The 12,590-nt window shown below is 68.6% G+C and carries 10 protein-coding genes; 4 read left to right on the top strand and 6 right to left on the bottom strand.

The window, feature by feature from the left end; genetic code table 11:
- Positions 1 to 210 precede the first annotated feature (210 nt).
- The 5 genes from LAO51_18000 to LAO51_17980 form a co-directional block, all read right to left on the bottom strand.
- Positions 211 to 666: a hypothetical protein gene (locus tag LAO51_18000; GenBank protein MBZ5640634.1), complete on the bottom strand. Its 456-nt coding sequence runs from the start codon at positions 664 to 666 to the stop codon at positions 211 to 213.
- 122 nt (positions 667 to 788) lie between these two features.
- The gene (locus LAO51_17995; protein ID MBZ5640633.1) at positions 789 to 1,265 is read right to left on the bottom strand and encodes a DUF4437 domain-containing protein; all 477 of its coding nucleotides are present in this window, start codon (positions 1,263 to 1,265) and stop codon (positions 789 to 791) included.
- A gap of 217 nt (positions 1,266 to 1,482) precedes the next feature.
- Entirely contained in the window at positions 1,483 to 2,046 is a 564-nt protein-coding gene (locus tag LAO51_17990) for a class I SAM-dependent methyltransferase (GenBank protein MBZ5640632.1), read from the bottom strand.
- A 509-nt stretch (positions 2,047 to 2,555) separates the two neighbouring features.
- Entirely contained in the window at positions 2,556 to 5,279 is a 2,724-nt protein-coding gene (locus tag LAO51_17985) for a S9 family peptidase (protein ID MBZ5640631.1), read from the bottom strand.
- A gap of 115 nt (positions 5,280 to 5,394) precedes the next feature.
- The gene (locus tag LAO51_17980; GenBank protein MBZ5640630.1) at positions 5,395 to 5,673 is read right to left on the bottom strand and encodes a DUF2934 domain-containing protein; all 279 of its coding nucleotides are present in this window, start codon (positions 5,671 to 5,673) and stop codon (positions 5,395 to 5,397) included.
- 193 nt (positions 5,674 to 5,866) lie between these two features.
- On the opposite strand from LAO51_17980, the gene LAO51_17975 reads away from it, so the two are divergent.
- Complete coding sequence (locus tag LAO51_17975; GenBank protein ID MBZ5640629.1) at positions 5,867 to 6,058, top strand: hypothetical protein; 192 nt, start codon at positions 5,867 to 5,869, stop codon at positions 6,056 to 6,058.
- A 99-nt stretch (positions 6,059 to 6,157) separates the two neighbouring features.
- Here LAO51_17975 and LAO51_17970 read toward each other — a convergent pair whose 3' ends face one another.
- Positions 6,158 to 6,724 carry an isoprenylcysteine carboxylmethyltransferase family protein gene (locus tag LAO51_17970; GenBank protein ID MBZ5640628.1) on the bottom strand — a complete coding sequence of 189 codons (567 nt, stop codon included), beginning with the start codon at positions 6,722 to 6,724 and terminating at the stop codon, positions 6,158 to 6,160.
- Between the two features lie 191 nt (positions 6,725 to 6,915).
- On the opposite strand from LAO51_17970, the gene LAO51_17965 reads away from it, so the two are divergent.
- From LAO51_17965 to LAO51_17955, 3 genes are all read left to right on the top strand, one after another.
- Complete coding sequence (locus LAO51_17965) at positions 6,916 to 9,744, top strand: serine/threonine-protein kinase (GenBank protein MBZ5640627.1); 2,829 nt, start codon at positions 6,916 to 6,918, stop codon at positions 9,742 to 9,744.
- Complete coding sequence (locus LAO51_17960) at positions 9,741 to 11,573, top strand: amidase (GenBank protein ID MBZ5640626.1); 1,833 nt, start codon at positions 9,741 to 9,743, stop codon at positions 11,571 to 11,573. The genes LAO51_17965 and LAO51_17960 overlap by 4 nt, the downstream gene beginning before the upstream one ends.
- A gap of 158 nt (positions 11,574 to 11,731) precedes the next feature.
- Positions 11,732 to 12,590, top strand: an 859-nt coding sequence (locus tag LAO51_17955; protein ID MBZ5640625.1) for a hypothetical protein, incomplete at its 3' end; no start/stop codon positions are given.

Raw genomic sequence — 12,590 nt, 5'->3', positions numbered from 1 at the left:
GCGAACCTCTGCGCCAGGAACAGGTCGTGGGCGGCCCGGTAGACCGCCGTCGTCCGTAGGACCGCCTTCCGCTCGGCGGCCGTCAGGGTCGGCGGGGCATGGGGCCTTCCCGGCCTGGCAGGGTCCGGCGGCGGGGGAGGAAGTCAAGGGGGGAGTCACCGAGGAGGTCACGAGGCGGATACCAGCGGGGAATCTGCTCGCCGTTCACCTCTACCGATCGCGACTGGCGATTCTCTCGATGGGCACACCATCGATCAGGAGACGCGAGGATTCGGCGGTGTAGAACCCATCGCGAAAATAGGAATCGAGCTTCCGCTGCGCCACCTCCTCCGCCAATCGCTGGAGGTCCTCGAAGTCCACGCCAACAGCGCCGGACTCGGCGACGAGCCGCCGCGTGAGTTGCAGGAATCGGTCTTCCCCCATCGGTGCGTGCAGCGCGTAAAGCGACCACCCGCCGTTGGTGTACGAAAGCTGGCCCAATTCATGTTTGCCGTACTCCGCGATTGGGGTGTCCGCATACTGTTTGCCAGCTTCCACCCATTGCACGAAAACTTTTCGCGATTTCTCCATGTCGTCGGCGAAGGCCTGCTGGCCCCGGAATTCGCGCACGGCAAGAGATTCGAAGTACGACGCGAAGGCCTCGTCGAAAAAGCGGCATCGCTCCACATGAGGTGTTGGAGCACGGGAAGGTCGTCGCCCGGGAGGTCAGCCACATCTCCCTCGACCTCCCTGCGGTGTCCACGGGCGGGCCCAACCGGCGGGCCCACCCGATCGAATTCAGAGCGCGCTTACTTCTTGTCGGTCGGGATGACGTCCCATTTCCCGCGCGCATCGATGAAGAGGACGCAATCGGACCCCTCGGCGCACTTCGTGGTGTGCTTCTTCTTCCCGGTGAAGCCGAATCCCGAGCCGGCGGGCAGCTTCTTCTCGGCCCCGCCCTCGGGCGTCAGCACCAGTGTTCCGGAGACGACCGCGACCCAATGGTCCGCGTTATGGAAATGCATCCCTGCGGCGAATCCGGAGGGCAGCTTCAGGAAGAAATGGCTGGGCCCCATGTTCGGATCGCCGTGCAGCCGCGCCATCTTGACGCCGGGGAATTCGGGTACGTCGGTCCACTTCAACTCTGCGTCAGCCACCAGGACGGCCGCCGGGGCTGCGGCTCTCGTGGCTGGCTTGAGGGCAGTTCTTTCCGCGGCGACGGTGGGGAGCGCGAGCATCGAAACGATGGCGGCCGAGAGTGCGACGTGCGACGCAATTCGATTCATGTGGATGCCTCCTTGTGTTAAGCCGGAAGATTGTACCATCTCGCCCGCGGCACTCTCGCACCCATCCGCGAATCCCTGGGCAAGAGGATCCTGCTTGGAGCGGAAAAGTCGCGAAGAACGCTTCGCTCGCCGCAACTCGACGATCGGCAAGTGCTTTCGACCCGCACGCCGGGACGAACACGAATCGGGGCCTGCGGTGCGCATGGCGAGGGGAGCATCAGATCTCGGATCGCGTGAGGAGCACCGCGCGGGATCTGCGGATCGTCGGGCGGTCGACCACCATGAATCCGGCTCTCTCGGCCGCCGCGACGGTGTCCGAGAAAGATCCCTTTCGCACGTGAAGGATCGGCTCGGCCAAGAGCAGGCACCGGTGGGTCGCGAGCGTGCTGGCGAGTTCGGTGAAAAGGAGCGCCGAATCCGGCAACTCGTGAGCGACGTAGAAAGCGAGGACGAAGTCGACCTGGCCGGCCAACCCTGCGAGGCCCGGGCCATCCGGCGACGCCACGCGCAAGTCGAGCCTCTCTGTCAGGCCCGCCTTCGCGGCGCGGCGGGCGAGCCCGGCGAGCATCTTCGGCTGGATGTCGACGCAAACGACTCGACCCTTCGGGCCGACCATGGTTGCCATCGGCAGGCTGAAGTGACCCATGCCGCAACCGAAGTCGACCACGGTCATCCCGGGTCCAATGTGCGGGCCGACGATTCGCCCGGGGTCGTGCGCGTAGCGCCGCAGCGGGCTGATGAGGAAGTAGCCCAGCCACCACGGGCAAACGAAAGGCGCCATCACGCTTTCTCCTGCAGGTCGACACCGTTCACGGGTTGCCACCCGCCAGTTCGCCGAAGGCTCCGGCCGGACCCAGCCGGGAAGACGTACGCCGACTCGTCGACTCACTGCGTGGGGCGAGTCGGCTCGGCTGCGGTCAAGGGGCCGAAGTGCTCCGGCTCCATCCGATGGAAGCGGCCGTCGGTGTCGATGGGCGCATTCCCCACGATGTGCCTCCTGCTGCCGACGGCGGCGCGACATCGGACCGGCACCGCGATGAACTCGTGAGTGAACGGGATTCTGCTCGTGTCGACGCGCAAGGGTCAAGCCCCGCGGTTGGGGACGAGGGTGGGGCGGCCGGCCCGCACGCCGCAAGCGTGCGTGGCGTGTCCAACGTCGCCTGATCGATGCTTCCTCGATGAAGCTCGCCGTCCTCGAGCCCTGCCTGTCTCGACGAGGCATCTTGAAGAACGAGACGGAGCTGCGTTCGAGCGGCGCGACCCGACCGGCCGCGCCGCTTCACGATTCTCCTATGGCTGGAGCTCCAGGGTCAGGGTCGCGCCACCCATCTGCGGGAGCGTGGCGCTCGTCTTGACGACCTTGCGTGAGTCCGTGGCGATCCAGAGCGTCGTGACGCCGGGGTCGCCCTCGGCGGAGGAGACCTCGGCCTTCCACGTCTTGAAGGACCCGGCGGCGGACTTGGCGTTCTCGATCCCGGTCACCTTGATCTGCCTGAGCGCCGTCTTCTGCTTCTGGAGGTCGAAGTTGCGAAAGGTCGCCGAGTACCCCTCGGCGAGCGGGAGCCGTGCGAGGACATCGTCGTAACCCGCTCCGTCGGCCAGAAGCGCCCCTCCGAGGTCCGCCGAGACCGGCTTGGGCTCGGCGCCCATGGCCATCGTGCCGGTGGCCTTGCCGTCCTTGAACTCGAGATCGATCGTCACCGGTCCCTGCTTGACGTTGCGCTTCGTGACGACGAGGGACCCCTTCTCGAGGGTGACCGTGTCCACCGCTTCACCCATCGGCATCTTCATCGTGTCGGTGACGACCCAGGCGCCAGCCTCGTCCTTGATGACCCGGGTGAGCGAGATCGGGATGCTCTGGCCGCCCGCCGCGATCGTCCCCGCATAGTTCAAGGATACCGCGGCAAGGTCGGCCACGGGCTTCGGGGTTCCGACCGAGGCCGCATCGACCGCTTTCTGGAGGACGACCGACTTCGGATCGACGGTGATCTCCTTCTGGCGGGCCATCGCCTCGGGCGTGCCGCCCTTCTGGACGCGGCCTCCGAGGTGCTCGCCGAGGAAGGCCTCGGCCGTCGCCATCATCGCCATGTTGTTCACGGGGCGGGCGAAGCCGTGTCCCTCGTCGGGAGCCAGGATGTAAGCGACCGGGAAGCCGCGGTCGCGCAGCGCGACGACGATCCGCTCCGACTCGGCCTTCTTGACGCGCGGGTCGTTGGCGCCCTGGACGACGAGGAGAGGGGTGCGGATCTTCTCGGCCGAGTTGAGGGGAGACTGGCGCTCGAGCTGCTTCTTCCCTTCCGGCGTGTTCGGGTTCCCCATTCTCGTGTGGAAGATGATCCGGCCCGCCTCCCAGTAAGGCGGGATCGTCTCGAGAAGCGTCAACAGGTTCGACGGGCCGACGATCGAGACGGCCGCGGCGTAGACGTCGGGCGTGAAGGCGACGCCCGCCAGCGTGGCGTAGCCACCGTAGGAGCCGCCCATGATCCCGATGCGCTTCGGGTCGGCGATACCGCTCGACACGAGGTACTTGACGCCCCACGTGATGTCGTCCTGCATCTTGTCGCCCCACTGGTTGTTGCCGGCATTGAGGAACTTCTTGCCGTAGCCGGTGGAGCTGCGGAAGTTGGGCTGCAGGACGGCGTAGCCGCGGTTGGCGAGGAACTGAACGTAGCCGTTGAATCCCCAGCCGTCGCGCGCCCACGGGCCGCCGTGCGGGAAAGCGATCACCGGGAGATTCTCTGCTTTGACGCCCGTGGGAAGCGTCAGGAAGGCGGGGATCTCGAGCCCGTCGGACGACGGGTACCGGATCGCCTTCATCGGCGCCATGTGCTCGCGGGGGATCCGCTCGCGCGATCGGTACTCGAGGGAGAGTTTCTTCGTCTTCCGGTCGAAGAGGTACACCGTGCCCGGGTCGACGTCGGCGGAGGCGGACACCATGAATAGGCCGTCGTCGGCCGTGGAGGAGGCCAGCGCGATCTCCCGGTCCGGCAGCTCCTTCTCCAGGAGCCGGTAGTCGGCCTCGTAGCCCTTGTCGCGGAAGTAGATCCGGAGGCGCTCGTCCTCGTACGCCGTGGCGACGAGCTCGTCGGTCGCCTCGGAGAAGACGGCGCTGCCGAAGTCGACCCGCCCCTTCGGGTCGGTCTCGACGACCTCCTCTTTCCCCGTGGCCGGGTCGAAGAGCGTGAGGCGGGTGAGGTCGGGTTCGCCCTTGTTCGTCTCCATGTAGACGCGCTTGCCGTCCTTGTGGAAGCGAACCGGCCCGCAGGTCTCGAAGACGGTGCAGGAGTAGACCTTCGTGAAGGTCTCCGGGTCGACCCTGAGGACCTCGGTGTCGCCGTTGTCGGCCACGCGGATGGCCAAGCGCAGCTGTCCGGACAGGTCGAACAGCCACCCGGCGATCCGCTCCGTGTTCTTCCTCACGAGCGTCCGCTCGCCGGTCGAGATCTTCACCTTGTAGAGGTCGTGCCAGGCGGCGTCCCGGTCGTTCAGACCGACCCAGATCGTGTCGGGGTCCTTCTTCGGGACCGCGTAGATCTGGGCCCTCGCCCCTTTGGCGTCCGTGATGTTGCGGGCCGGCGGGGCTTCCTGGCCCGCGGCGGGAGCGGCCGCGGGATCCACGGCGTACACGTTGTAGTTCTCGTCGCCGTCCTTGTCCTGGACGAACAGGAGGAACTTGCTGTCGCGGCTCCAGAAGTAGCCGGGGATCGGGCGCTTCGGGTCGGCGGTGACGAGCTTGGCGGCGGTGTACGGATCGCCCGTCTTCTTGACCCAGACGTTGCGGGTCTCCTTCCAGGGCTTGAGGAAGGCGATGTACTTCCCGTCGGGGGAGAGCTGGGCGCCCGCGATCTCCGGATTGCCGAAGAAAAGCTCCCGGTCGAGAAGAGGCGGCTGGCCGGCGGCTCCGCCCGCTGGCTTCCGGGTCGGTGCCGCCGGAGCCGCCACGGCCATCGGGAGCACCACCAGCATTGCGAGCAAGAGCCCCGCGGCGCGCGGCCATGCTGTGGGTCGTTTCATCGGCAAAGCCTCCTTCGGAATGGGTGGATGGACGGTCATCCGCCCGTCGTTACGCGGTCAAGCCGCGGAGGTTTCAAGGGAAGCGTCGGGATCCGGCCCGGAGGGACTCGCCGCGTCAGCGCAGATTCATGAGGCTCGCGTCGATCTCGGCCTCGGCGTCGAGCCAGTCGCGCTCGGGGCTGCCGCCCTGAAACCCGCGGCGTGCCGCCGCCAGATAGGCGGCGTGCGCGATCAAGTCGTGGCGCTCCTTTTCCGTGATCTGAATGCGAGGCGAACCGACGTTGGCGCCGGCCGCCTTCTTGGTCTCGCCGGCCGTCGCACTCGAGGGCGGTGCGGTCTTCGTCGCCGCCGCGTTGATCCTGAAGCTGGTCTTCTTCACGGGCTGCATCGTCATTTCCTCCGGTTGATCGTGTCGTCGCGCCGAGTCTGCGCGCCATCGCTGGCCGCAAGGTACTCGAACGGCTCGGAGCCCGCCATGGGGCGGCGCGCCTCCCGATCGGTCCGTGCCGCGGCAGCGACCCAGGTTTGCCCCAAGCACCCCAGTCACTTCGTGTTACGATCCGGCCTTGGACCAATGGGGGTGACTCATGAAGATCGCTTGCTGGGTACTGCTCGTTTTGGCCGCCGCGGCCCTGCTCTGCAGCATCGGAGCGAAGTCACTGTCCGCGCAGCACCTGTTCGGGTTCCTTCCGGGCGCGTGGTGGAAGCTGGCGATGGCATTCGCGGTTTTTGCGATGGCGGTCAAGATCGTCGCCGGCGAGGGGCGACCAGCGGCCTGAGCGAGCGAATCGGGGCGCTCGCTCCCGGCAGCGGAGAATTCGTCGTCCCTTCTTTCCCATGCCCTTCGGCACCCGTCCGTCGCTGCGGTCCACCCGACGTCAGTAGACGCCGGGGATGAGACGGCGCGTGCGCCGCCGGTAGCCGGCGTACTCCTCGCCGAGCGCCTCGAGGAGGGCTTCCTCCTCGACGTGGATGCGGTAGAGGTAGCCGACGAGGACGCAGCCGAGAATCGACACCCCGCTCAGCCAGTTCCCCAGTCCGAGCCCGAAGCCGAGGAATCCGATGCACGCACCGAGGTAGCTGGGGTGGCGGATGTGGCGATACAGCCCGGTGTCCACGACACGATGTCCGGGTTGGATCGCCACGACCGGCATGTGGAGCGCGCCAAGCTGGAAGATGGCCGTGAAACGGAACGCGATGCCTGCGGCGAGGAGCCCGAGTCCGGCGATCTGCGCCGGCACCGTGAGCCCGCCGAGGGAGCCGGCGCCCGCGAAGCCGAATGACGTGCTGGCGACGATTCCCACCACGGTGGCCACGACGATCCCGAGATGCGAGAGCCGATCGCGTCGGCGCGCGTCACGCGACCCGCGGCGGCGCAGGACGACGAAGTCGATGGACAACCAGAGGAACAGCAGGCCCAAGTCGAGAGCGCGCAGCAATGTCATTCCGACCTCGGCGTCCGGCATCTCCCTGGATTAGACCACGACCCCGGTAGGACGGAAAGCTCACGCGGCCTGCGCCTTGACCTGGTCGATCACGCGGCCGGGGCGGCGGCGGGACGTCCGACAAGCAGTTTGATAACCCCTGGCCCCAGTAGGAGAATGGCTGGGCCCGGCGGGCTTCGGGGAGGGGGAGCATGTCCGACGAATCGAACTCCAAGGGCTCGGACCTGGAGGACACGCATGCCCTCGGGCCGAGGTCCCGCTCCGCCCGTCCTTCCGAGTCCGACGCGGAAAGGCGGATCGGGCCCTACCGGCTGTTACAGCTCATCGGCGAAGGCGGCATGGGAGAGGTGTGGCTCGCAGAGCAGCTCGAGCCCAGGCGCAGGGTGGCCCTCAAGCTCATCAAGGCGGGCATGGACACCAAGCAGGTGGTCGCCCGCTTCGAGTCCGAGCGCCAGGCCCTCGCCCTCATGGACGACCCCGCCATCGCCAAGGTGTTCGACGGCGGAAGCACGCCGGAGGGCCGGCCGTACTTCGTCATGGAGTACGTGGCGGGCGTCCCCATCACCGAGTACTGCGACACGCACAAGCTGTCCACCGGCGCGAGGCTCCTGCTCTTCACCGAGGTGTGCGACGGCGTCCAGCATGCGCACCAGAAGGCCGTCATCCACCGGGACCTGAAGCCGTCGAACCTCCTCGTCTCGCTGGTCGGCGGCAAGGCCCAGGTCAAGATCATCGACTTCGGGATCGCCAAGGCCACGGGCTACCGGCTCACCGAGAAGACGCTCTTCACCGAGCTGGGCGCCGTCATCGGCACGCCCGAGTACATGAGCCCGGAGCAGGCCGAGGCCAGCGGTCAGGACGTGGACACCCGGACGGACGTTTACTCGCTGGGCGTCGTCCTCTACCAGCTCCTCACCGGGGAGCTGCCCTTCGCCTCGAAGGAGCTGCGCTCCTCGAGCTACGACGACCTCCGAAAGAGACTCAGGGAGGTCGACCCGCCCTGGCCCAGCGTCAAGCTGAGCACTCTGGGGGAGGAGGCCGCGGGCGCGGCGAAGAACCGGAACACGGACCCGGGAGCGCTGAGGCGGCTGCTCGAGGGCGACCTCGACGCCATCACCATGAAGGCGCTGGAGAAAGACCGCGCCCGGCGCTACGGCTCGCCGTCGGAGCTTGCCGCGGACGTCCGCCGGCACCTCCGCCAAGAGCCGGTGGTGGCACGGCCGCCGAGCGCGGCGTACCGCCTCGGGAAGTACGTGAGGCGCCACCGGGTGGGGGTCGCACTGGCCGCAGGGCTGGCCGCGCTCCTCCTGGCCTTCGCGGCGACCATGGGGGTGGAGGCGCGGCGGATCGCGCTGGAGCGGGACCGGGCCAACCGCGAGCGAGAGGCCTCGGACAAGGTCTCCGCCTTCCTCACGAGCATGCTCAGCAGCTCGAAGCCGGAGGCGCTGGGAGACGCGCTCTGGAAGGACCTGCATCAGCGGGTGGCCTCCGCACGCCGAGGTCGGGGCGCCCCGGAAGAGAACGTCGCCGCCACCCTGGCCTCGCTCGACGCGGCGCTCCTCGGGGTGAGTTCGACGGAGACGGCCCTCCACCTGCTCGACGAGCAGATTCTCGCCCGCGCCGGGAAGACCATCGCTGAAGACATGGGGAGCGAGCCGAGAATCGCCGGTAGCCTGGAGCAGACGCTCGGGCTGACGTACGTGAGCCTCGGCCTGTACCCGCAGGCCGAGCAACACGCCAAGCGCGCGGTCGACATCCGCACGCGGGCCTTCGGGCCCGAGCACCCGGACACGCTCCGGTCCATGAGCGCGCTGGCGCTCGTGTACCTCAGGCAGGGGAGGTCGAGCGAGGCCGAGAAGCTCTACCGCGAGACCGTGGAGGCAGAGCGCAGGGTCCTGGGGCCCGAGCACCCGGACACGCTCAAGTCGATGAACAACCTCGCCGTCGTGAGCTACAACGAGGGGCGTTACGACGAGGCGGAGAAGCTCCACCGCGAGACCTTGGACGCCAGGCGAAAGGTCCTGGGGCCCCGGCACCCCGACACGCTCGCGTCCATGAACAACCTCGCCGCCGTGTATGACGACCAAGGGCGCCTCGCCGAGGCCGAGAAGCTCTACCGCGAGACCCTGGAGGCGCAGCGAAGCGTCGCGGGGCCGGAGAGCCTTGAGACGCTCTCGGCCATGAACAACCTCGCCATCAATCAGGACCGTCAGGGCCAATACGCCGAGGCGGAGAAGCTCTACCACCAGACGGTGGAGACCGATCGCAGAGTCTTGGGGCCGGAGCACCCGGAGACGCTCTCGGCCATGAACAATCTGGCCGTCCTTTACTCCGAGCAGGGGCGCTACGCCGAGGCCGAGAAGCTCAACCTCGAGACGCTGGCGGTGAAGCGAAGAGTCCTCGGTCTCGAGCACCCGGACACGCTCAGCTCCATGGGTAACCTGGTCGAGGTGTACGTGCAACAGGGACGCGCGACCGAGGCCGAGAAGCTCCTCGGCGAGACGCTGAAGGCCCAGCGAAGCGTCCTGGGGCCGGAGCACCCGGACACGCTCACGTCGATGTGCAATCTCGCCGAGGTGTACCTGCAGCAGGGACGCCGGAGCGAGGCGGAGAAGCTCCTCGACGAGACCTTGAAGGCCCAGCGAAGGGTCGTGGGGCCGGAGAGCCCGGACACGCTCCGGTCCATGGGCAACCTCGCCGCCCTGTACGACGACCAGGGTCGTTACGACGAAGCCGAGAAGGTCGCCCGGGAGGCGGTGACGGGCTACGAGCGGAAAAAGCTCCAGGAGAGCCGCACGATGGGGGTGGCGCGAGTGGCACTCGGCCGCGCGCTCACGGCTCTCGAGCGCTACGCCCAGGGGGAGACGGAGCTCCTCGAGGCGGAGCGTCTGCTCTCGGCAGCCAAGAGCCCCGACGAGCCGAAATGCCTCGAGGCGCTCGTGGCGCTTTACGGAGCCTGGGAGAAGTCCGAGCCGGGCAGGGGCCACGCCGCGCAGGCGGGAAAGTGGAGGGCGAAATGAGCCCGCGAGCCTCGATCGAATCCCGCCGGCGATTCCTTGCCCGCACCGCCGCTTCCGTCCTCGGTGCCGCCGCGGCTCGCGGCGCGGTCGCCGAGGTCCAGGCAACCGACCCTGCGCCCCAGGCCCCGCCGGCCACCGGAACTCCCCCCGCCTTCGGCACGGCTCCGGCCGTGGGGCCCGAGGTGAGCGCCGCGACCCTCGCCGAAGCCCAGAAGCTCGTTCGCGTGGACCTGACGGCGGCCGAGCGGGCGCAGGCCGCGGGCAACTGGCGTCAGTCGATGGCGGCGACCATGGAGCGGCGCACGGGCCCGAGGAGGGTTGCCCTCGAGCCGGACCTTCCCCCGGCCACGCTCTGGAACCCCATGATCCCGGGAGTGCCCGACCTCCCCGCGGGCCAACGGTTCGTCCGGACTACGGCAGATCCGGGTCCTCTCCCCGCCCGCGACGAGGACATCGCCTTCGCACCCGTGACCGCGCTCTCGCGCTGGATCGAGGCGCGCGTCCTGACCTCCGAACGGCTGACGCGCGTCTACCTCGAGCGGATGGAGCGCTTCGATCCGAAGCTCAGTTGCGTCATCACGGCGACACCCGACCTCGCTCTCGAGCGGGCGCGGCGCGCCGACGCGGAGATCGCCGCCGGGAAATACCGCGGCCCGCTCCACGGGATCCCGTTCGGGGTGAAGGACCTCCTCGACACGAAGGGCGTCCCGACCACGTACGGCGCCGAGCCGTACCGGGACCGGGTGCCGGACAGGGATGCGGTCGTGGTCGAACGGCTCGACCGGGCCGGGGCCGTGCTCCTGGCCAAGCTGAGCCTGGGCGCACTGGCGTTGAACGACGTCTGGTTCGGCGGCCAGACCATGAACCCCTGGCTCCTCGAGGAAGGGTCGGGAGGAAGCAGCGCGGGGCCGGGCGCGGCCACTGCGGCGGCGCTCGTCGGCTTCTCGATCGGCAGCGAGACCGAGGGGAGCATCGTCGATCCCGCCATGCGCTGCGGTCTCACGGGGTTGAGGCCGACGTTCGGGCGCGTCCCGCGGACGGGCGCGATGACGCTCTGCTGGTCTCTCGACAAGCTGGGTCCTCTGACCCGCGGCGTCGAAGACGCGATGCTGGTCCTCGCCGCCATCTCCGGCCCGGACCCCGGCGATCTCGGGAGCGTGCCGAGCCGGCTCGACTTCGATTCGGCGCTCCCGGTGAAGGGTCTCAGGGTGGGGTACTTCCCGGGCTGGATGAACGAGAGTCCGGCCACGGACGTGGAACGTGCTGCGCTCGAAACGGTCCGCCGCCTCGGGATGGTGCCGGTGGAGGTGAGCCTTCCGGACTGGCCTTACGCCTCGCTCAACACGATTCTCTTCGCCGAGAGCGCGGCCGCGTTCGAGGAGCTGACGCTGTCGCACGGGCTGGACGCGCTGAAGATGCAGGTGCCGGATGCGTGGCCGAACACGTTCCGTCAGTCGCGCTTCCTGTCCGCCGTCGATTTCGTCCAGGCCGACCGCCTGCGCCGCAAGGTGGCGCGAGAGATGGCCCGCGTCTTCGAGGAGGTGGACCTCCTGCTGGTCCCGGCGTTGCGCGACGAGATCCTCACCATCACGAACTTCACCGGACACCCGGCGCTCGTGGTGCGAGCAGGGTTCGTCGAGGTGAGCCAGGCCCGCAGCGATTGGGCGCCGGACCCCTCGCACCCCTTGCCGACGTTCGCCGGCAAGCGACGGGTGCCCCACGGGGTCGCGCTCGTCGGCCGGCTGTTCGACGAGGGAACGATCGTCGCGGCCGGGATCGCTCTCGAGCGGGCATTCGGGGTGGCGGGGGAGCGGCCCCGCGGGTTCTGAGCGCGATCGCCTCGCGCCGTGATTCGGGTCAGTTTGCATGCGCAGCTTGTGCGGTGTAGCCTCCAATCAAATTCCGGCTGTTCGAGACCCGGTCCGGTGGGACGCTCGTTCGGGCTCCTCGGGCGCCGGAGACCTCGGCCGCGAGAGGAGGAGCCAATATGACATCCCGGCGCGTCACATTCCTGGCGATCCTCACCCTTCTCGCCGGAACCCTCGCGCTTCCCGCTCGGGCCGTCCGCGACCTCACCTTCGAGGATCGCGTCGACGCGCAGCGCGCCATCGAGCGCGTCTACTACCACCATCAGATCGCCACGCAGCGGACGTTCGAGGCGGCCGTGGGCCGCGACGTGCTCGAGAGGAAGGTGCGCGGGTATCTCGCGCAATCGGAAGCGCTCGAGCGCGTCTGGCGCGCGCCGATCCGTGCCGAGCAGCTCGACGCGGAGCTCGCTCGCATCGTCCGATCCACGCGGTTCCCGGAGAGACTGCGGGAGCTGTTCCGCGCGCTCGGGGACGATCCTCTCCTCGTGCGCGAGTGCCTGGTCCGCCCGGTCCTCGTCGACCGCCTCGTCCGGAGCTTCCTCGCGGGCGACCGGACGATCCAGGAATCGCCTCGTCGCGAGGCCGATTCCATCTTCGATCGGCTCGCCAGCGGGCGTATCGATCCCGGGACCGCGCACCCGCGCCGGACGATCCGGGATCTGCCGCTCGGCCCTCCCTCCGGCGGGACCGCATTGGGCGACCGGCGCCCGCGTTCCGTCCCGGAGGAGGTGGGCCGCCCCGGGCCGGTGATCGAGTCGCGGGACGCGTTCACGGTCGAAGTGCCTCTGTCACGGGACGCTTCGGTCTCGCGCGTCGCGGTCTACAGCGTGCCGAAGGTCGACTGGGACGAATGGTCGATGCGCCAGCCGGAACCTTCGGCGACGCTCGCCATCGCGATCCCGGCGTCGTCGATCGCCGCCCTGCCCCCGCTACCCGACGCCGGGTCCCCGTCGTGCGTGCCCGACGACACCTGGAGCA

It is taken from the genome of Terriglobia bacterium, assembly GCA_020073205.1.
Taxonomy (GTDB): Bacteria; Acidobacteriota; Polarisedimenticolia; order Polarisedimenticolales; family JAIQFR01; genus JAIQFR01.
This window is presented reverse-complemented; position numbering and strand designations above follow the sequence as displayed.